The sequence below is a fragment of the Pseudonocardia sp. EC080619-01 genome (assembly GCF_001420995.1).
Lineage (GTDB): Bacteria > Actinomycetota > Actinomycetes > Mycobacteriales > Pseudonocardiaceae > Pseudonocardia.
Genome location: NZ_CP012184.1, coordinates 2,129,314 through 2,147,791 on the forward strand (window position 1 = coordinate 2,129,314; position 18,478 = coordinate 2,147,791).

Here is an 18,478-nt window from a genome sequence, read left to right on the forward strand (position 1 = left end):
GCCTACGATCGACGGCGATGCCCACCTCGACCGCCGACCCCGGGAGCAGGGTCGCCGGAGCGGGTCCGGAGCCCGGTCTGACGCCGCACGGCACTCCCCCGCCGCTGCGGCGGGCCGATCCCGGTCCGGGAGCCCGGCTCGGTGTCCCGCCTCCGGCCGATCGGCTGTACGGGTGGCTGGTGACGGCGGGCGTCGTGCTGATCGCGGCTCTGCTCCGGTTCTACGACCTGGGCGAGCCGACCGACCGTGGCACCCCGGTGTTCGACGAGAAGCACTACGTCCCGCAGGCCTGGGAGATGGTCCGGAACGGCGGCGTCGAGAACAACCCGGGCTACGAGAAGATCGTCCACCCGCCGCTGGCCAAGCAGCTGATCGCGCTCGGGCAGCTGGTCTTCGGCTACGACGGCGTCGGCTGGCGGGTCTCGGCCGCGCTGGCCGGGGTGCTGACCGTCCTGCTGATCGTCCGGATCGGGCGGCGGCTGACCCGGTCGACGGCGCTCGGCGGCCTCGCCGGCCTGCTGCTCGTCGCCGACGGCCTGTCCCACGTGCAGTCCCGGATGGGGATGCTCGACGCGTTCTCCGCGGTCTTCGTGGTCGCCGCGTTCGCGGCGCTGCTCTGCGACCGGGACGACGTCCGCGCCCGGATGGCCCGGGTGATCGCCGAGGGACGTGTCGGTGATCATCCGTTCGGCCCGCGCTGGGGGGTGCGCTGGTGGCGGCTGGTCGCCGGCGTCTGCCTCGGGCTCGCCTGCGCGGTGAAGTGGAACGGCTCGTACTACGTGGCCGCGTTCGGCGTGCTGTGCGTGCTCTGGGACGTCTCGCTGCGGCGGCGGGCCGGGGTGGCGCGCCCGTGGGCCGGTACGGCGGCCCGCGACCTCGCGCCCGCGCTCTGGGCCCTCGCGCTGGTCCCGATCCTCACCTACGTCGGTTCCTGGTGGGCCTGGTTCGGCAGCGAGACCGGGATCGACCGGCACCAGGTCGGACGCGAGATCGGCACCGGCGGCATGTGGTCCTGGATGCCGGACGCGGTGCGGTCGCTCTGGTACTACCACGGTCAGGCGCTGGCGTTCCACGAGAACCTGACGACCAGCTCCGCGGGACGGCACCCGTGGGAGTCGAAGCCGTGGACGTGGCCGATGGGGCTGCGCCCGATGCTCTACCGCTACTCCGACTCGGCGACCGGCTGCGGGGAGTCCGAGTGCGTGTCGGCGGTGATGCTGATCGGGACACCCGCCCTGTGGTGGCCGGCGATCCCCGTGCTGCTGTGGGGCCTGTGGCGGGCCGTGACGCGGGCCGACTGGCGCTGGATCGCGGTGCTCGTCGGCTACGGCGCCGGGTTCCTGCCCTGGTTCCTGAACCTCGACCGGCAGATGTACTTCTTCTACATGATGCCGGTGGTGCCGTTCCTGGTGCTGGGGGTCGTGCTGGTGATGGGCCGGATGCTGGGGCACGCCGGCGAGTCCGAACGACGACGGCGGACCGGCCGGCTCGTCGTCGCCGGGTGGCTCGCGCTGATCCTGGTGAACTTCGTGTGGCTGTGGCCGATCCTGGTCGGCGACCCGATCACCCAGGCGCACTGGCAGGCCGAGCTCTGGCTGCCGTCGTGGCGCTAGACGCGGTCGTCGTCGGGTCGGGGCCGAACGGTCTCGCCGCCGCGATCACGCTGGCCAGGGCCGGACGCGCGGTGCGGGTGTACGAGGCGGCCGACGAGCCGGGCGGGGGGCTGCGCAGCACCCACCGCGACGGGTGGACGCACGACGTCTGCTCCACGGTGCAGGCGCTCGCGATGGTCTCGCCGTTCTTCCGGACCCTCGACCTGGACGGGCTCGGGGTGCGGATGCGGTACCCGGAGATCGCGTTCGCGCATCCGCTCGACGGCGGTCGCGCCGCGCTGGCCCACCGCTCCGTCGCGTCGACCGCCGCCGGGCTGGGCGAGGACGGCCGCGCGTGGGAACGGCTGCTCGGTCCCCTCGTACGCGACCACGAGCAGCTGTGGCCGGAGATGCTCGGGTCCCTGCGCCGGGTGCCGCGCCACCCGGTGACGCTGGCCCGGTTCGGGCTGCCCGGCCTGCTCGGGGTGCGTGACCTGGGCCGTGCCGCGTTCCGCACCGACGAGGCCCGCGCCCTCCTCGCGGGGGCGGGCGCGCACACGATCCGCCGCCTCGACGCCCCGCTGACCTCGGCGTTCGCGCTGGCGCTCGTCGTCGCGGCGCACGCGGCGGACTGGCCGGTCGTCGAGGGCGGGTCCGGGGTGCTCGCCGACGCGATGGTCCGGGAGCTGCGGCGGCTCGGCGGCGAGGTCGAGACGGGGCACCGGATCGGCTCGCTCGCCGAGCTGCCGGCCCGGGACCTGACGCTGCTCGACGTCACCCCGTTCCAGTTCCTGGCGATGGCGGACCTCCCGGCCGGGTACGCCCGCTCGCTGCGCCGGCACCGGTACGGACCGGGCGTCTGCAAGGTCGACTTCGAGCTGTCCGGACCGGTGCCGTGGACGAACCCGGACTGCCGCCGCGCCGGGACGCTGCATCTCGGCGGCACCCTCGACGAGATCGCCCGCTCGGAGGCCGACGCCGAGGCCGGCCGGCACCCGGACGCGCCCTACGTGCTCGCGGTGCAGGCCTGCGTCGCCGACCCCACCCGGGCGCCGGCCGGGAAGCACACGCTGTGGAGCTACTGCCACGTCCCGAACGGGTCGGACCGGGACATGACCGCCGCGATCGAGCGGCAGGTCGAGCGGTTCGCCCCCGGCTTCCGGGACCTGGTCGAACGCCGCACCGTGCGCACGGCCACCGATCTGCACCACGACGACGAGAACTACGTCGGCGGCGCGATCAACGGCGCCATGGCCGGCCTGTTCTCGGCCGTGCTCGGCCCGGTCCCCCGCTGGTCGCGGTACGCGACACCGCTGGACGGGGTGTACCTCTGCTCCGCGTCGACGCCACCGGGCGGCGGGGTCCACGGCATGTCCGGCCACCTCGCCGCGACCGAGGCGCTCGCCCGCGCGGGCCGGTGAGAGTGAGCCCATGAATCTCGGCACCACGGGAACCGGACCGGCGTCCACGACGACCGCTACGGGGTGAGCCCCCTACTCCCCACCCTCCGGCGCGCCGCGGTCGTGCTGCCCGCCGTGCTGCTCGCCGTCGTCCTCGGCGCCGCACCGGCCTGGGCGCACACCGAGCTCGAGTCCAGCACCCCGGCCGCCGACGCGCAGGTGGCCGACGCACCGACGACGGTGACGCTGACGTTCTCCGAGGAGATCCCCGCCGACGAGGCGACCGTGACGGTCCGCGGCCCGGACGGCGCCGCGTACGCCGCCGGCCCCGCCACCGGCGACGGCGCCACCCTCACGGTGCCGCTGCGCCCGCTCGGACCGGCCGGCGCCTACACCGTCGACTACCGGGTCGTCTCCGACGACGGCCACCCGGTCGCCGGGACCGTTCCCTTCACCCTGACCCGGCCGGGCCCCGGCGCCGCGGCCACCACCCCCGCCCCGGCCGCCGCGCCGGGCGCGGAGGCACCGGGCTCCCCCGCCCCGGAGGCGTCGGCGGCACCCGCCGCGGCGGAGTCGGGAGACGGGGCGCCGGTCTGGCCCTGGATCCTCGCCGCCGTCGTCGTGATCGGTGGCGGCGCGGTCGTCGCGCTGCGCCGGGCGAAGAGCTGACCTCCGCCGACGTCCCCGCTCCCGGGGAGGCCGGGCCCGCCCGGGAGCCCCGTGCCGGGCCCGCCGCCTGGTGCGCGGTCGCTGCGGGCGCCGCGGTCCTCACGGCCGGCGTCACCGGCGGGATCGGACCGGACGGCGTCCCGCTCGACGTCGCCCGCACCCTGGTACGGACGGCGGCCGACCTCGCCGCGCTCACCGTCGCCGGGGCGGCACTCGCCGCGCTCCTCGCCCCCGGCCGCGCACCCGGCGCCGACCGGGTGCTCGCGGCCGCCGTGCCGGCCTGGCTCGCCGTGCTGCTGGTCGAGGCGGTGGTGCGCGGGGCGATCCTCGCAGGACGCCCGCTCGGGTCGGTGCGGATCGGCGACGTCGTCGCGTTCCTCACCGGTCCCCGGGCCGGGGCGGGGCTGCTCGCCGCCGCGGTCGCGGTGGTGCTGCTGGCCGGGGCCGTCGCGGCCCGGCCCGCCCGGCCCGGTCAGGGCGCCGGACCGCCGGCGCTGGTGCTCGTCGTCGCCGTGGCCGGTGCGGCCGCGCCCGCCGCGACCGGGCACACGGCCGCGTCACCGGCAGCCGCGCTCGCCGTGCCCGGTGTCGTGCTGCACGTGGCGGCGGCGCTGCTGTGGGTGGGAGGGCTCGGGGCGGTCCTCGTCCTGGCCCGGGACCCCGCCGTGCTGCGGGTCGCGCTGCCCCGGTTCTCCCGGCTCGCCGCGGTCTGCGTCGCGGTGCTGACGCTGTCCGGGGTGGCCGCCGCGACCGCGCGGCTGTCGTCGCCGGCCGACCTGGTCACGACGACGTACGGCGCGGTCGTCCTGACGAAGGTGGCGCTGCTCGCCGGGGCGGTCGCGCTCGGCGCCCGCACCCGTCGCCGGCTGCGGGACGGCCGGTCACCCGTCCTCACCTGGGCCGCGGTCGAGATCCTGGTGCTGGTCGCCGCGACCGGCGTCGCGGCGACCCTCACCCACACGGCCTGACCCGGGGGCGCGCCGTCCGGGTGTTCAGCGCGCCGGCGCAGGCCCCACCAGCCGCGCGGCACCGGATCCGAAGCCCAGCCAGGTGTGCCGGTTGTTCCACCAGCACCAGCCGACCTTCGGGGCGTCGCGGCGGTCCCGGCCGTCCCGCCCGGTGCCGTTCGAGATCCAGACGGCGGGGGTGCGGGCGTCGAACCGGCCGGTCGCCTTCCGCAGCCGGGAGCCGGTCGTCATGAAGCAGTGGTTGCGTTCCAGCACGTCGGGGGCCTGCAGCGCCCACTGGACGCCCTCGGTGAGGAGCATCGGGAGCCGGTCGCGGGCGGCGAACTCCACCTCCGCCTCGGCCGGCGACGCGTTCTGCAGGTCGTCGCCGCGACCGGGATCGGTGAGCAGCCAGACCGGGGCGTCCGGGACCTCGGCGGTGGGGGCGAAGTCGTCGGCGTCGGTCATGTCCTCGACGACGAAACCGGGCCGCCCGGCACGGCGCAGCAGTGGCGCGAGCGCCGACGGCCGCAATCCGGCGACGACGAGCAGGCCCGGACCGCCGGGCAGCGCGGCCGCCTCCTTCCGCAGCACGTCCGGGGCGAGGGGGCCGGTGGCTCCCAGCTCGATCAGCTTCTCGGCCTGGTCGGCGACGGACGGGAGGGTGGGGACGGGCACGCGGGACCTCCGGGTCGGGCGGGTCGGGCCGCCCGTCAACGCCCCTGGATGACGGGGTGTTCCCGATGCCGGAACTCTCCCGGGAACGACGAAGGCCGGACCCGATCGCCGGGTCCGGCCTGTGAGGTGTGGTGGAGCTGAGGGGAATCGAACCCCTGACCTTCTCGATGCGAACGAGACGCGCTACCAACTGCGCTACAGCCCCGCGGCCCGCCCTCTCGGGCTGACCTGGAGAACCCTAACAGACCCCTATTCGCCCACCGCGCGCCGGTGGGGGGTCAGGTCGTCCATGGTGTCCGGACGCTCCTCCTCGTCGACGTCGACCAGCGACGTCCCGTCGGGAACCGGTGGCGGCGGGGCCACCTCGAGGCGCGGCAGCGACGACTCGTGCTCGGTGGAGGCGGTACCGTCGACGGTGCGCCGGCGCGCCGGGAGGACCCCCAGGGGCTCCCCGGTGCCGCGGACGCGGGTGGGCTCGCCGTCGTCGGCGGTCCAGTCGGTCTCGTCGTCGGCGTCGCCCGCGTCGTCGTGGTCCGCGTGCGCGGGATCGGTGTCGGGCCGCTCCTCGATCTCCGGTTCGACCTCCGGACGACGACGCGCCCCGGTCAGTCGCGCGGCCCGGCGGGCCCGGATCGACTCCTCGATCCGCACCTGACGGCGCAGGTAGGTCAGGTAGCCGACGAGCCCGGCGCCGAGGGCGCCCGCGACCCACCAGAACACCGCGGAGACCAGGAGCGCGACGGCACCGGCGGCCAGCAGCAGCACGAGCAGCGCGAGCACGACACGCTGGCGGAACGCGTACTTGGCGTGCGCGGCCGCGGCGGCGGCCTCCGGGTCGAACCCGCCCCGGCCGGGCCGGTACCGGGTCGGGGCCTGCTCGGGGTCGTCGGTGTCGAGGTCGTCGAGATCGTCGAGGTCGTCGGTGCGGTCGAGAGCGTCGGCGCCCTCGGGGTGGTCGAGGTCGTCGTACCCGGCCCGCTCGTCGGGATCGGCGTCGTGCTCGTCGTCCCGGTCGAGGTAGTCGACGTCGTCGTGCCTGTCGTCGTGCCTGCCGTCGTGCCTGCCGTCGTGCCGCACGTCGTCCGCGTCCTCGTCGTCGATCCCGCCGTCGGACCCGCGGTCGTCGAACCCGTCGTCCTCGAGGTCCGTGTCGGCGGGACCGGCGTCGCGGTCCGGCCGGTACCGGGCGGCGGCGCGGCCGGACCGGGGATCGCGCTCCCGGTCTTCGGCCCGCCCGCCGTCCCGGCCGTCACCAGGGCCCTCGTGGACCTCGTCGACGGGACCGTCGAGGTCGTCGTCGAGGCCGTGCACGCGGCCGTCGTCGTCGATCTCGGCGTCGTAGGTGTCGTAGCTGTCGTAGGTGTCGTCGGAGTCGTGGCGGTCGTCGTCGCGGCCGCGCGGGCCCGGGACGTCGTCCCGCGCCTCGACCAGCTCGCCGACGGTGCTCGGTCGCTCCATCTGGCCCACCTCCGGGTATCGATGACGCATCGGACGTTCCAGCACCCGCCCGGACAGCAGCGCCGGACTGAGCCGGGCCACCTCCTGCTGGCGCCGCGCGACGGTCGGCACGAGGATCAGCAGCCACAGCACGACCAGACCCACGAAGATCAGAGAGCTGGGCACGGGCTGCCTCCTCCCCGACCGGCGCAGTCCACCCGGTGAACAGGCCCCGATCCCGTCCACCGTGGATCACCTTAAGAGGGGAATCCTGCGGGACCCGGGTGCGACGCGCCGTCGTCCCCCGGACGGACGTTGCGATTCCAGGGACCGGCGGGACCGGTGTGACTCCGGTGGGTCACCGTTCGCGCAGTCCCTACTACGGAGCGTGGCGGATCAGGCGCGCGCCGCGCGGCCCTCCCGGATCAGCTTCCCGGCGAACCCGCCGGGCGGGGTCTCCTCCGCCGTCACGGCGAAGCCGTAGTGGTCGCGCCAGGCACCGTCGACGTCGAGGTACCGGCGCAGCAGGCCCTCCCGGCGGAACCCGAGGCGGGTCAGCACCGCGATGCTGGCCATGTTCTCCGGCCGGACGGTCGCCTCCACCCGGTGCAGCCGCACCGGCCCGAAGCAGTGGTCCAGCACCAGGGCGACGGCGGCGGTGGTGATCCCGCGCCCGCCGAGACGCGAGTCGAGCCAGTAGCCGACGTAGGCCGACAGCAGCGGCTCCCGCACGAGGTTGCCGATCATGACGTGTCCCGCGAGCGCACCGTCCACCGTGATCGCGAACGGCAGCGACAGGCCCCGCCGGCTCGCCGATCGGAGCAGGTACCAGCGGCCCGGCCACTCCACGGTGGAGTTCCGGCGGGACCAGCCGCCGTAGGTGGTGGGTTCCCACGGGCGCAGGTGGTCCTCGTCGCGCAGCCGGATCCGCGCCCAGTCCGCGCCGTCGCGCAGCCGCACCGGGCGCAGCCGGATCTCGTGGTCACGCACCCACAGCGGCCCCAGCCGCGCCGGCCACCCGGGGTGGCTCCCGGGTGGCTCCGGGACGGGCGGAGGCACGGCGGTCAGCCGCGGCCGCGGGCCACGAGCTCGATCTGCTCGCCGACGGTCAGCTCGGTGACGTCCTCCGGCACGACGGCCAGGGCGTTGACCTCGGCCAGCACCGCGAGGAGGTGTGCACCGGAGGCGCCGAGCGGCTGGGCGAGCAGCTCGCCGCCGTCGTCGGAGCGCAGCAGCCGGCTGGGGATGTAGGACCGCCGGCCCTCCGGCGAGACGACCGGCGAGGTCAGCCGGGCGGTCCAGGTGCGGCGGACCGGCTCCTGGCCGAGCGCCAGCCGCACGAGCGGCCGCACGAACACCTCGAACAGCACCAGCGCGGTGGCCGGGTGCGACGGGAACAGGAACACCGGCACGGCGTCCGGCCCGAGCCGCCCGTAGCCCTGCGCGGAGCCGGGGTTCATCGCGATCCGGGTGTCGTCGATCCCGCCCAGGTCGGCGAGGCCGCTCTTGGCCTCGGCCGCGGTCGCCCCACCACCCGCACCGCAGACGACGACGATCTCGCTGGCCGGCAGCAGGTCCTCCACGGCACCGCGGATCTCGGTGGCGCTGCCGCCGACCGTGCGGGCCCGGTTGGTCTCGGCCCCCGCCTCGCGGGCGGCGGCGACCAGGGCGTGCGAGCAGACGTCGGCGACCTGGCCGGACGACGCCGACCTGCTCACCTCGACCATCTCGTCCCCGACCACGACGACCGAGACGCGCGGTCGCGGGTGCACCAGCAGCTTGTCCCGCCCCGCCGCGGCGAGCATCGCGACCTGCGCCGATCCGACGATGTCGCCCTCGCGCACCGCCACGTCACCGGACTGGACGTCCTCGCCGACCCGGCGGACGAACCCGGCCGACGGCACGCTGCGGTGCACCGACAGGCGGGCGGCGCCGCCGTCGGTCCAGCCCACCGGTGCGACGGCGTCGGCGAGGGTCGGCAGCGGCGCCCCGGCCGCGACGCGGACCGCCTGCCCTGGCTGCAGCCGCAGCGGCTGCCGCGAGCCCGCGGCGATCTCCCCGACGACCGGGACGGTGATCGGGGAGGCCTCGCTGGCCCCGGCGACGTCGACGCTGCGCACGGCGTAGCCGTCGATCGCGGCCTGGTCGAAGACCGGCAGCGGGCGCCCCGCGACGACCTCCTCGGCGCTGCGCAGTCCCTGCGCGTCCGCGATCGCGACCCGCACCGGCGCGGGCCGCACGGCGACGTCCAGGATGCGGCTCAGGTGCTCGATGACCGTACGCAACGTCAGTCCTTCAGGCGGTCGTTCAGCCAGCCGCGCAGGCTCTCGCCGTACTCCGGATGCCGGAGCATGTGGTCGACGTAGGCCCGCGCGTAGCCGGCGGGGTTGCCCAGGTCGTGGCGGCCCCCACGGTGCACGACCACGTGCACCGGGTGCCCCTCGGAGATCATCAGCGCGACGGCGTCGGTCAGCTGCAGCTCGCCCCCGGCGCCCGGGGTGATCCGGTCCAGCGCGTCGAAGACCGCCCGGTCCAGCAGGTAGCGGCCGGCGGCGGCGAAGCTCGACGGAGCCTCGTCGGGCGCCGGCTTCTCGACCATGCCGTGGACCTGCTTGACGTCGTCGTCGTCGGTGTCGGAGACCTCGAAGACGCCGTAGGCCGAGATCTGCTCCCGCGGGACGTCGAAGGCACAGAGCACGCTGCCGCCGAGCCGCTCGCGCACCTCTGCCATCTTCCCGAGCACCCCGGTGGGCAGGACGAGATCGTCGGGCAGGAGCACCGCGACGGCCCCCTCGTCGTCGCGCAGCGCCGGCCCGGCCTGGGCGACGGCGTGCCCGAGCCCCTTCGGCTCGTACTGGTAGACCGAGTCGACCTCGAGCAGTCCGGGGGCGCGACGGACCCGTGCGGCCAGGTCGTCCTTGCCGCGACCCTCCAGGGTCTTCACCAGCTCGGCGTCCTCACGGAAGTACTCCGCGACGGACTCCTTGCCCGGCGAGGTGACGATGAGCAGCCGCTCCGCGCCCGCCTCGGCGGCCTCGGCCGCGACGAGCTCGATGCCCGGCGTGTCGACGACGGGGAGCAGCTCCTTCGGCACGGCCTTGGTGGTCGGCAGGAACCGGGTACCGAGACCGGCCGCGGGGACCACGGCGGTACGGAACGCCCCGGCCGTGCTGGAGGTCTGCGCGTTCATGGTCGGCGAGCCTAGCCACAGCACTAGGCTGTGGCGGTGACGGCTCGCGCGGAGGCCACGGATGAGATCGTCCCCTGATCAGGGTGGGCGACCCGGTGACGCCAAACGGACCCTGCGCCGCACGCTGCTGGACGCACGTGCCGCCAGGCCCCCCGGGGACCGCGCCGCGACCACCGCCGCGCTCGCCCCGCATGTGATCTCGCTCGCATCCGATCGGGGTGGTCCGGTCGCCTGCTACCTGCCGATCGGGACCGAACCCGGCGCCGCCGGACCGGACGGCGGCTCCCTCCCGGACGCGCTGCTCGCCGCCGGGTGCACGGTGCTCGTCCCGGTCGTCCCGGCGGAGCCCGGTCCGCTCGACTGGACCCGCTACACCGGCCGCCACGACCTGGTCCGCGGGTCGCTGGGTGTCGACGAACCCGCAGGCGAGCGCCTCGGCAGCGGGGCGGTCGCCACCGCGGCCCTGGTCCTGGTCCCGGCGCTGGCCGTCGACCGGCGGGGGCGACGGCTGGGACGCGGCGGCGGCTACTACGACCGCACGCTGCCGCTGCTCGCACCCGGGACCCTCACCGCCGTCCCGCTGCACGACGGCGAGTTCCTCGACGAGGTGCCCGCCGAGGACCACGACGTACCGGTCGGTGCGGTGGTGCTCCCGCGGGCCGGGGTGGTGCACGTCTCCCCCTGACCGGTCGGACGGCTCGGACCCGCGCGCGAGGCCGAGTATGCTTGGCACTCGCAGTGTGGGAGTGCCAGCTGCTCGAGTGCCCGACGGCCGCCCGGAGGATGTTGTGCCGACCTACCAGTACGCATGCACGTCGTGTGACCACCGCTTCGACGCGGTGCAGGCGTTCTCCGACGACGCCCTCACGACCTGCCCGAACTGCGGCGGCAAGCTGCGCAAGGTGTTCTCCTCGGTCGGCATCGTGTTCAAGGGGAGCGGCTTCTACCGCACCGACTCCCGGTCGGGCTCGGTCAGTGGCTCCTCCGAGTCGTCGAAGGCGGACAGCACGGCGTCGTCGTCCTCGTCGTCCTCCTCGTCCTCGGACTCGTCGAGCTCCTCGAACTCCTCCGGGTCGTCGTCCGCGGCGGCGACGTCCGGTTCGGGCTCGTCGTCATCGTCCTCCTCGGCGTCCTCGTCGTCGAAGGCCGCCGGCTCCTGAGCCCGGAGTTGTCCACAAGTAGCTGAACCATCCACAGGCCCGTGAACAGGGCCGTGGAGCGCCCGTTCCCGCCCTAGCGTCGGCTCGACGACCACGGCGGAGGAGCGGGCATGGACGACGACGATCGGCGGCGGGTGCCGCGCCCCTGGGAGCGCCTGCTGCGCGCACCGGCCTGGTCCCGTGCCCTGCTGCTGCGGCGGGTCGCCGCCGCGCTGCTCGCGCTGGCCGCTCTCGTGGTGGCACTGCTCCCCGACGCCGCGGACGACCGCGCGGGCGTCCTCGTCGCGGCCCGTGATCTGGCCCCCGGGGTACCGCTGGAGCCGGCCGACCTGACCGTCACGGCGTGGCCGCCGGCCCTCGTGCCCGCCGGTGCGCTGCGCGCGGTCGCCGACGCGGGTGGCCGGGTCCCCGCCGGTCCGGTCCGGGCCGGTGAGCCCCTGACGGACCTGCGCCTGGTCGGGCCCGGGCTCGCCGTGCGCGCCGGCGGCCCCGGCGCGTCGGCGGTCCCGCTGCGGCCCGCCGACCCGGCCGTCGCGGCGCTGCTCTCCCCCGGCTCCCGGGTCGACGTCGTCACGGACGGCCCGGAGGGACCACGGGTGCTCGCGGCCCGGGCCGTCGTGGTCGCGGTGCTGCCGCCGTCGCCGACGGGCGGGCCCGGGGCGCGCGCCGAGCCCGGCCCCCTGGTTCTCGTGGCGCTGCCGGAGGGCGAGGCCACCGCGGTGGCCGCCGCGACCCTGGGCGGCGAGGTCACGGTGACGCTCCGGTGAGCGGCACCGGTGCGGGTCAGCCGCCGTGGTGCGGGGGCCGGTTCTCGGTGAACCACCGGTCCGGGTCGCGGTCGTCGCGCTCCTCGGCCGAGCCGCCGTCGGAGCGCTCGTCGGCGGTGGTGGCGTGGTCGTCGCCGAAGATCTCCTCGATCCGCCGGCGCAGCCGGTCCGCGGGCTCGGTCATGCCCCCATGGTGGCACCGCACGGAGGTGTCGATCGCGTTGCACCGTGCCGCGCCGGGCTCGCCGGGCACCACCGGATCGCCGTGCGGTGCCACCATGGACCCAGCCGTACGCATCACGTCCACGGGTGTCGTGGGCGCCGACAGCAGGAGGGGGACCGGTCATGGGGTTCCTGGACAAGGCCCGCGAGGCCGCCGAGAACGCGCTGGAGAAGGCCGCACCGCACCTGGAGAAGGCCAAGGAGAAGGCCGGCCCGCACCTGGAGAAGGCGAAGGAGAAGGCCGGGCCGCTCGTCGAGAAGGCCGCGGAGCGGGTCGACCACGCCACCGGCGGCAAGTACAGCGGCCAGATCGACGGGGTGAAGGGCAAGGTCGAGGGGGCGCTCGGTCACACCGGCGAGACCCCGCCGGGTGCGGGGACCCGGTCGGACTCCGTGCCGCCGGTTCCGCCGGCGCCGCCCGGGGGCGACGCGCTGAAGCCGGACGGCAACCCGGCCGCGTCGCAGCCGCCGGCGACCCCGCCCCCGTCGTCGACCGACGACGGGAAGGGCGGCGTGCCGCCGGTGCCGCCGGCGAACTGAGTCACGACGACGGACGGGCCCCGGCGGAGTCGCTCCGCCGGGGCCCGTCCGTGTTCGGGGGAGATCAGGCCAGCGGGCCGGACAGCTCCGAGATGACGTGCGGGACGAGCGGGGTCAGCGTGGCCATGCCGTCGCGGACGGCGGCCCGCGACGCGGCGAGGTTGACGACCAGCGTGCTGCCGGAGACCCCGACGACCCCGCGGGACACACCGGCGTCGACCGCACCGGCCGCGAGCCCGGAGGCGCGGACGGCCTCGGCGATGCCCGGCACCGGACGGTCCAGGACCCCGGTCGTCGCGTCGGGGGTGACGTCGCGCGGCGAGACCCCGGTCCCGCCCACGGTGACGACGAGGTCGACCCCGCCGATCACGGCGGTGTTCAGCGCGCTGCGGATGGCGACGACGTCGCCGGGCGCGGTGACCACACCGTCGACGAGGAAGTTCGCCTCCTCCAGCAGTTCGGTGACCAGCGGACCGGTCTCGTCCGAGCGTTCACCGCCACTGACCCGGTCGTCGACGATCACCACGAGGGCACGGCCGATCTGCGGACCCGGCATCTCCATGGTCGTCACCCTATCGCCGGGCCGGCGGCGCCCACGGGGAGGCCGCACCGGTGCGGGGAGGGGGAACCCGCGCCGGCACGGCGCTCCGGTCGCATCCGGTGGGGCACCACCGAATACGCAGACAGCCCATCATGCGGATGTTTCACAGGTCAACGAGATGCGAGCGGCTCCACCCGGCCGGACCCGTCCGTGTGGACGTTGCGTATTCACGTGCGGATGCATGCGCACCTCACTGCTCCCCGAGTGTCACCTGAACGGTCCGGTCCTGCAGCTGCAGCTCGACGACGCTGCCCGGCGGCTGGGAACGGACGGCCGCCTGGAGATCGGTGCCCGTGGAGATCCGCTGGTCACCGAGCCGCTGCACCACGTCGTTCGGCCGCAGCCCGGCCTGCTCCGCCGCGCCACCGGGTGTGACGGTCCGGACGATCGCCCCGCCGAGCTGCGGGTCGTCGGCGACCTCGACGCCGAGCACGGCGTGCGTGGCCGGGCCACCGGTCCGGAGCTGGTCGGCGATCCGGCGGGCCTGGTTCACCGGGATCGAGAACCCGACGCCGATCGACCCGCCGCCGGGACCCGCCGTCGCGATCGCCGAGTTGATCCCGACGACCCGGCCCTCCATGTCGACGAGCGGCCCGCCGGAGTTGCCCGGGTTGATCGCGGCGTCGGTCTGGATCGCGTTCAGCACGGTCGAGGCACCACCCGCCTCACCGCCGACGCTCACGGCCCGGTCGAGCGCGGACACGATGCCCGTGGTCACCGACCCGCCGAGCCCGAGCGGGGAGCCGAACGCGGTGACCTGCTGCCCGACCCGGACGCCGTCGGAGTTCGCGAGCTCGACCGGGGTGAGGCCGGCGAGCTGCACCCGGACCAGCGCGACGTCGGACTGCGGGTCCTGGCCGACGATCGAGCCCACCGCGACCCGGCCGTCCTGCAGCACCGCTCGCAGCGTCCCGCCGGAGCCTGCCGGTTCCACCACGTGGTTGTTGGTGAGGATCAGGCCGTCCTCGCTGATCACCATGCCGGAGCCCTCGCCGCGGCTGCCGGTGTTGCCGGCACCGCCCTCGACCCGCAGCTGCACCACGCTCGGCAGCACGCGCGCGGCGACCGACTCGACGGGGGTGACGGGCAGGTCGGACTCGGCCTCGGGGACCGGGGAGTCGAGGACACCCCCGCCGGAGGCCGACGAGCGGGCGATGTCGGTGCCGATCGCGCCGCCGATGGCGCCGGCGACCAGGGCCAGCACCAGCCCGCCGACGATCATCGCGACGGTCCGGCGCGGCCGGCGCGGCGGCGGGGCGTCCACCCCGGGGCCACCGGACGGGTCGTCGCCGGGCACCGGCTGCGCCCCGTAGGCCCAGGGCGGCAGCTGCTCGGTGACGGGCCGGGCCGGGTCCGGCGCTCCCGTCCCCCCCTCCGCCGCCGGGTCCGGCGCTCCCGTCCCGTGCGCCGGGGCCCCCGGGTCGGTGCCGCCGGAGCGGGACCACGGGCTGGCCGGGGGGACCTCCCACCGGTCGGTCGGCGGGTCCTGGGTGGAGACGGCGTCGGCGTCCGGCCCCGCGTCCGGGTCCGGTCGGTCGGCAGGGTTGGAGGCGGGGGTGGAGGCCGTGACGACCCCGTCCGATCCGGCGTCCCCGGTGCCGGTGTCCCCGGAACCGGTGCCCACCGTGTCCGCGGTGTCCGGACCGCGGTCCGCCGCCGATCCGTCGTCCCCCGCCCGGAGGTCCGCCGGGGTCCCGGCCGCGGCCGTCCCGGAGTCCACGCGCCCGGTCTCCCGCTCGCCGGCACCGGACCTCTCCGGGTACGCGGCTCCCGCCGAGCCGGGACCGCCGGTGGTCGGCACGTCGGCGCCGGTCCCCTCGTCGGGCGGGTTGTCCTGGGCCATGCGTCCACCGTCCGTCACATCGCGTGCACGGCCCGCCGTCCCGGACCGTCCCCCCAGGCTATGGGCTGCCGGCCCCGTCCACGTGCCGGCCCGGCAGCGCCATCGACAGCAGGGCCCCTCCCTCGGGGGCCCGGCCCGCGCGGACCTCGCCGCCGTGCCGGGCCGCGGCCTGCGCCACGATCGACAGGCCCAGCCCGGAGCCGGGCATCGTCCGGGAGAGGTCGGCCCGGTAGAAGCGGTCGAAGACGTGCGGGAGGTCCTCGGCGGCGATGCCGTCGCCCGCGTCGGCGACCTCGACGACCAGCCACTCCGGGGAGATGGGGACCATCGACAACCGCACCGTGCCGCCCGGCGGGCTCCACTTCACGGCGTTGTCGAGCAGGTTCAGCACGGCCCGTTCGAGGGCGTTCGCGTCGCCGTCGAGGGTCCAGCGGGTGAGGTGGACGTCGAACTCGACCTCCCCGGCCCGGCGGCGGACCCGGGCGAGTGCGCGCTCGACGACCTCGCCCAGTTCGAGGGCCTCGGTGGCCATCGTGGGGGCGTCGTCGCGGGCCAGCTCGACGAGATCACCGACCAGGTGCGAGAGCTCCTCGACCTGGGCGCGGACGTCGCCGAGCAGCTCCACGCGGTCGTCGGCGGGGAGGTCCGGGGTGTCCGGCCGGTCGGCCGCGGCGAGCAGCTCCAGGTTGGTGCGCAGGGACGTCAGCGGTGTGCGCAGCTCATGTCCGGCGTCGGCCACCAGCCGTCGTTGCTGCTCGCGCGACGCGGCCAGCGCCCCGAGCATCGCGTTGAAGCTGATCGTCAGGCGAGCCAGCTCGTCGGACCCGGACACCGGGATCGGCCGCAGGTCCCCGGTGTTCGCGACCCGCTCGGTCGCCGCGGTCAGCCGCTGCACGGGCCGCAGCCCCGTCCGGGCGACGGCCACACCGGCCAGCGCGGCCAGCACGACCCCGCCCAGGCCGACCAGCGGCAGCGCGGTGCCGAGCCGGGACACCACCCGGGTCATCGTGTCCAGCTGCTGGGCGATGACGAGTGCACGCCCCTCCCCCGCCGGTACCGCGACGACCCGGTACGGGACGCCCTCGAGCGACGCCGTCCGGCCTGGCTGGATCTTCTCCTCGCCCTGGGCGACCGCGAGCTCCGGGCCGTCGACCGGCGGCATCGAGGTCGGGTCGGCGGAGGTGTAGACGCCCGAGGCGTAGACGAGCGCGATGTGCAGGTCCGCCGCGCCCAGCACGGCGGGTGGCAGCGCCGCGAGCAGCTGCGGGTTGATCAGGTCGCTCTCGGCGGCGGCCTGCGCGCGCAGCTGCAATGTCTCGTCCAGCGAGCTGGTGAGGTTCTGCCGGACCACGAGGAACGCGGCGGCCGACACGATCAGCACCATCGCCGCCGCGACGAGCGCGGCGAGCACGCCGATCCGGGCGCGCAGGGTGAACCGCTCCCGGTCCGGGGCGCGGTACCCGTACACCCGCCGCCACCAGCGCTCGCCCCGTTCCTCGGTCTCGCCGAGCCGGATCGGGCCGGAGTGGGGCGGGCCGGTCACGGCGGCGACTCCCGCAGCACGTACCCGACGCCGCGCACGGTGTGGATCAGTCGCGGCTCGCCGTCGGCCTCGGTCTTGCGGCGCAGGTACCCGACGTAGACCTCGAGCGCGTTGCCGCTGGTCGGGAAGTCGTAGCCCCACACCTGCTCGAGGATCTGCCCGCGGGTCAGCACCCTGCGGGGGTGCGCGAGCAGCAGCTCCAGCAGGGAGAACTCGGTGCGCGTGAGGCTGATCGACCGTCCGCCGCGCGACACCTCGCGGGTGTCGGGGTCCAGCGACAGGTCGGCGAACGTCAGCGCGGCACTGGGCGGGTCGGCGCCGTCGTCGGTGTCGGGGACCCGCCTGCGCAGCAGCGCCCGGAGCCGGGCCAGCAGCTCCTCCAGCGCGAACGGCTTCGGCAGGTAGTCGTCGGCGCCCGCGTCGAGACCGGCGACCCGGTCCGACACCGCGTCCCGCGCCGTCAGCACCAGGATCGGCAGGTCGTCGCCCGCGCTGCGCAGCCGGCGGCACACCTCGAGGCCGTCGACCCGCGGCATCATCACGTCGAGGACGAGCGCGTCCGGCCGGTCGGTGAGCATCCTGTCCAGCGCGGCCTGGCCGTCCTCGGCGAGATCGACCTGGTAGCCGTTGAAGGCCAGGGAGCGGCGCAGCGAGTCACGGACCGCCTTGTCGTCGTCGACGACCAGAATGCGCATGGCGCCAGTCTCGCCCAGACGTCTGAGAGGCTGCTGAGCGGCGCTCGGGTAGCGACCGTCACCACCGGGTGGGAGCAGGTCAGGACGCCTTGTAGGCCGCGGCCATGTCGTCGCCGCCGTGCCCGCGCCCGGACGCCCGCCGCAGCCGCTCCCGCACCGCCTCCGCGACGTCGAGCCGCACCCCGGCGCCCTCCGCGGCCTCGACGATCAGGCCGGCGTCCTTCGCCGCGTTGTCGACGGTGAAGTTCGGCGTCCAGTCGTCGGCGAGGATCGCGGCGGCCTTGTTCTGCAGGTAGGGCAGGTCGAGCGGGCCACCGGCGACCGCGTCGAGGAACGCCTGCGGGTCCACGCCCAGCCCCTGGGCGAGCGCCACGGACTCCCCGGTGGCGGCGGTGATCGCGAGGACCCAGCTGTTCGCGACGAGCTTCAGCCGGCTCGCGGCTGCGGTGGCGTTCGTGTCGGCGACCCACACGGTCTGCCTCCCGACGGCGTCGAGCACCGGGTCGACGGTCGCCCGCACCGACGGGTCGCCCGCCACGAAGATCACGAGCTGGCCGGACTCGGCGGGCGCCCGGGTCCCGAGCACGGGGGCGTCGAGCAGCACCAGGCCGTGCCGCTCCGCGATCGGGCGGAGCCCGTCGAACGGCTCGACGCCGACCGTGGTGGTCTGCAGCCAGACCTGCCCCTCGGTGAGCCCGCCGGCCGCCCGCTCCATGACGGCGGTGACGTCGCCGGCGTCGCCGAGCATCGTCACGACCACGTCGGCGCCGCGGACGGCGTCGGCCGGGTCCTCGCACAGGGTCGCGCCAGCGTCGGCCAGCGGCTGCGCCTTCGACGACGTCCGGTTCCAGACCCGCAGCTCCAGACCCGCGGCCAGGACGTTGTGCCCCATCCCGGCGCCCATGATCCCGGTTCCCAGCAGTGCCACGCTCGTCATGGACGTCACCGTAGGACGACGTCGCCGGGTGCGCCGAAGTCCGCCCGGTGCCGGGGGTCGTGCGAGACCCGGATCTCGGCGGAGTGCTCGCGGGCGAGCAGGACGAGCGTGCCGTCACCGAAGACGTCGTGGTCGCCGTCGGCGAACCGCCGGTCGGCGGTGCGGACCGGGGCGATGTCGGCGTCGCGCCGGATGCCGTGCTCGTCCGGTCCCAGGAGCGGCTCCCGGTCCATCGTGAGCCGGGCCCGTCGAGCGCC

General features: G+C 75.7%; 20 protein-coding genes, 1 tRNA gene and 1 pseudogene. 8 read left to right on the forward strand and 14 right to left on the reverse strand.

What is annotated here, in order from left to right:
* Nucleotides 1-17: 17 nt before the first annotated feature.
* From AD017_RS09870 to AD017_RS09885, 4 genes are all read left to right on the forward strand, one after another.
* Entirely contained in the window at nt 18-1,613 is a 1,596-nt protein-coding gene (locus tag AD017_RS09870; RefSeq protein WP_060574019.1) for a dolichyl-phosphate-mannose--protein mannosyltransferase, read from the forward strand.
* Nucleotides 1,604-3,013 carry an NAD(P)/FAD-dependent oxidoreductase gene (locus AD017_RS09875; RefSeq protein WP_010225877.1) on the forward strand — a complete coding sequence of 470 codons (1,410 nt, stop codon included), beginning with the start codon at nt 1,604-1,606 and terminating at the stop codon, nt 3,011-3,013. The genes AD017_RS09870 and AD017_RS09875 overlap by 10 nt, the downstream gene beginning before the upstream one ends.
* A 63-nt stretch (nt 3,014-3,076) precedes the next feature.
* Nucleotides 3,077-3,661 carry a copper resistance CopC family protein gene (locus AD017_RS09880; RefSeq protein ID WP_060574020.1) on the forward strand — a complete coding sequence of 195 codons (585 nt, stop codon included), beginning with the start codon at nt 3,077-3,079 and terminating at the stop codon, nt 3,659-3,661.
* 257 nt (nt 3,662-3,918) lie between these two features.
* Nucleotides 3,919-4,629: a CopD family protein gene (locus tag AD017_RS09885; RefSeq protein ID WP_060574021.1), complete on the forward strand. Its 711-nt coding sequence runs from the start codon at nt 3,919-3,921 to the stop codon at nt 4,627-4,629.
* A gap of 24 nt (nt 4,630-4,653) precedes the next feature.
* Here the strand turns inward: AD017_RS09885 and AD017_RS09890 are convergent, their stop codons facing one another.
* From AD017_RS09890 to AD017_RS09915, 6 genes are all read right to left on the reverse strand, one after another.
* On the reverse strand, nt 4,654-5,286 hold the full coding sequence (locus AD017_RS09890) for a DUF5701 family protein (protein WP_010236777.1): 633 nt from the start codon (nt 5,284-5,286) through the stop codon (nt 4,654-4,656).
* Between the two features lie 129 nt (nt 5,287-5,415).
* Nucleotides 5,416-5,491 (reverse strand) — tRNA-Ala (locus AD017_RS09895).
* A 44-nt stretch (nt 5,492-5,535) separates the two neighbouring features.
* The gene (gene glpR, locus AD017_RS37385) at nt 5,536-6,909 is read right to left on the reverse strand and encodes a gephyrin-like molybdotransferase receptor GlpR (RefSeq protein WP_145984038.1); all 1,374 of its coding nucleotides are present in this window, start codon (nt 6,907-6,909) and stop codon (nt 5,536-5,538) included.
* Nucleotides 6,910-7,119: 210 nt separating this feature from the next.
* Nucleotides 7,120-7,713 carry a GNAT family N-acetyltransferase gene (locus AD017_RS09905; RefSeq protein WP_227013368.1) on the reverse strand — a complete coding sequence of 198 codons (594 nt, stop codon included), beginning with the start codon at nt 7,711-7,713 and terminating at the stop codon, nt 7,120-7,122.
* 74 nt (nt 7,714-7,787) lie between these two features.
* A complete protein-coding gene (gene glp / locus AD017_RS09910) occupies nt 7,788-9,008 on the reverse strand; it encodes a gephyrin-like molybdotransferase Glp (RefSeq protein ID WP_082399152.1) in 1,221 nt (406 codons plus the stop codon).
* A gap of 2 nt (nt 9,009-9,010) precedes the next feature.
* Nucleotides 9,011-9,913, reverse strand: coding sequence for a UTP--glucose-1-phosphate uridylyltransferase (locus AD017_RS09915; RefSeq protein ID WP_060574025.1), 903 nt, complete (start codon nt 9,911-9,913; stop codon nt 9,011-9,013).
* A gap of 61 nt (nt 9,914-9,974) precedes the next feature.
* Between AD017_RS09915 and AD017_RS09920 the strand changes: the two genes are divergently transcribed.
* Nucleotides 9,975-10,598 carry a 5-formyltetrahydrofolate cyclo-ligase gene (locus AD017_RS09920; protein WP_060574026.1) on the forward strand — a complete coding sequence of 208 codons (624 nt, stop codon included), beginning with the start codon at nt 9,975-9,977 and terminating at the stop codon, nt 10,596-10,598.
* A gap of 37 nt (nt 10,599-10,635) precedes the next feature.
* Nucleotides 10,636-10,794 (forward strand): annotated as a pseudogene (locus AD017_RS36155) (FmdB family zinc ribbon protein); the annotation flags it as partial.
* A gap of 62 nt (nt 10,795-10,856) precedes the next feature.
* Here AD017_RS36155 and AD017_RS36160 read toward each other — a convergent pair.
* Nucleotides 10,857-11,168 (reverse strand): hypothetical protein, encoded by a 312-nt coding sequence (locus AD017_RS36160; RefSeq protein WP_029239772.1) that lies wholly within the window; start codon nt 11,166-11,168, stop codon nt 10,857-10,859.
* A 15-nt stretch (nt 11,169-11,183) separates the two neighbouring features.
* Here AD017_RS36160 and AD017_RS09930 point away from each other — a divergent pair, with 15 nt between their 5' ends.
* Nucleotides 11,184-11,840, forward strand: coding sequence for an SAF domain-containing protein (locus AD017_RS09930; RefSeq protein ID WP_060574027.1), 657 nt, complete (start codon nt 11,184-11,186; stop codon nt 11,838-11,840).
* 16 nt (nt 11,841-11,856) lie between these two features.
* On the opposite strand, the gene AD017_RS35240 is transcribed toward AD017_RS09930, so the two are convergent.
* Nucleotides 11,857-12,024 carry a hypothetical protein gene (locus AD017_RS35240; RefSeq protein ID WP_162832149.1) on the reverse strand — a complete coding sequence of 56 codons (168 nt, stop codon included), beginning with the start codon at nt 12,022-12,024 and terminating at the stop codon, nt 11,857-11,859.
* A gap of 161 nt (nt 12,025-12,185) precedes the next feature.
* Between AD017_RS35240 and AD017_RS09940 the strand changes: the two genes are divergently transcribed.
* Nucleotides 12,186-12,602, forward strand: a complete 417-nt coding sequence (locus AD017_RS09940; RefSeq protein WP_010237742.1) for an antitoxin — start codon at nt 12,186-12,188, stop codon at nt 12,600-12,602.
* 64 nt (nt 12,603-12,666) lie between these two features.
* On the opposite strand, the gene AD017_RS09945 is transcribed toward AD017_RS09940, so the two are convergent.
* The 6 genes from AD017_RS09945 to AD017_RS09970 all read right to left on the reverse strand — a co-directional run bounded on the left by AD017_RS09945 (nt 12,667) and on the right by AD017_RS09970 (nt 18,454).
* Complete coding sequence (locus AD017_RS09945; RefSeq protein ID WP_010237740.1) at nt 12,667-13,158, reverse strand: molybdopterin-binding protein; 492 nt, start codon at nt 13,156-13,158, stop codon at nt 12,667-12,669.
* 235 nt (nt 13,159-13,393) lie between these two features.
* Entirely contained in the window at nt 13,394-15,046 is a 1,653-nt protein-coding gene (locus AD017_RS09950) for a trypsin-like peptidase domain-containing protein (RefSeq protein ID WP_060574029.1), read from the reverse strand.
* A 58-nt stretch (nt 15,047-15,104) separates the two neighbouring features.
* On the reverse strand, nt 15,105-16,589 hold the full coding sequence (locus AD017_RS09955; RefSeq protein ID WP_139316979.1) for a HAMP domain-containing sensor histidine kinase: 1,485 nt from the start codon (nt 16,587-16,589) through the stop codon (nt 15,105-15,107).
* A complete protein-coding gene (locus tag AD017_RS09960) occupies nt 16,586-17,284 on the reverse strand; it encodes a response regulator transcription factor (protein WP_010241001.1) in 699 nt (232 codons plus the stop codon). The genes AD017_RS09955 and AD017_RS09960 overlap by 4 nt, the downstream gene beginning before the upstream one ends.
* A 79-nt stretch (nt 17,285-17,363) precedes the next feature.
* The gene (locus AD017_RS09965) at nt 17,364-18,221 is read right to left on the reverse strand and encodes an NAD(P)-dependent oxidoreductase (protein WP_174521795.1); all 858 of its coding nucleotides are present in this window, start codon (nt 18,219-18,221) and stop codon (nt 17,364-17,366) included.
* A 5-nt stretch (nt 18,222-18,226) separates the two neighbouring features.
* A complete protein-coding gene (locus AD017_RS09970; protein WP_010240997.1) occupies nt 18,227-18,454 on the reverse strand; it encodes a hypothetical protein in 228 nt (75 codons plus the stop codon).
* Between the last annotated feature and the right edge of the window lie 24 nt (nt 18,455-18,478).

Coding starts and splice junctions, on each gene's coding strand:
- AD017_RS09870 (WP_060574019.1), top strand. CDS start 18: ATGCCCACCTCGACCGCCGACCCCGGGAGCAGGGTCGCCGGAGCGGGT.
- AD017_RS09915 (WP_060574025.1), bottom strand. CDS start 9,913: ATGAACGCGCAGACCTCCAGCACGGCCGGGGCGTTCCGTACCGCCGTG.
- AD017_RS09920 (WP_060574026.1), top strand. CDS start 9,975: ATGAGATCGTCCCCTGATCAGGGTGGGCGACCCGGTGACGCCAAACGG.
- AD017_RS09930 (WP_060574027.1), top strand. CDS start 11,184: ATGGACGACGACGATCGGCGGCGGGTGCCGCGCCCCTGGGAGCGCCTG.
- AD017_RS35240 (WP_162832149.1), bottom strand. CDS start 12,024: ATGACCGAGCCCGCGGACCGGCTGCGCCGGCGGATCGAGGAGATCTTC.
- AD017_RS09940 (WP_010237742.1), top strand. CDS start 12,186: ATGGGGTTCCTGGACAAGGCCCGCGAGGCCGCCGAGAACGCGCTGGAG.
- AD017_RS09945 (WP_010237740.1), bottom strand. CDS start 13,158: ATGCCGGGTCCGCAGATCGGCCGTGCCCTCGTGGTGATCGTCGACGAC.
- AD017_RS09950 (WP_060574029.1), bottom strand. CDS start 15,046: ATGGCCCAGGACAACCCGCCCGACGAGGGGACCGGCGCCGACGTGCCG.
- AD017_RS09960 (WP_010241001.1), bottom strand. CDS start 17,284: ATGCGCATTCTGGTCGTCGACGACGACAAGGCGGTCCGTGACTCGCTG.
- AD017_RS09965 (WP_174521795.1), bottom strand. CDS start 18,221: ATGACGAGCGTGGCACTGCTGGGAACCGGGATCATGGGCGCCGGGATG.
- AD017_RS09970 (WP_010240997.1), bottom strand. CDS start 18,454: ATGGACCGGGAGCCGCTCCTGGGACCGGACGAGCACGGCATCCGGCGC.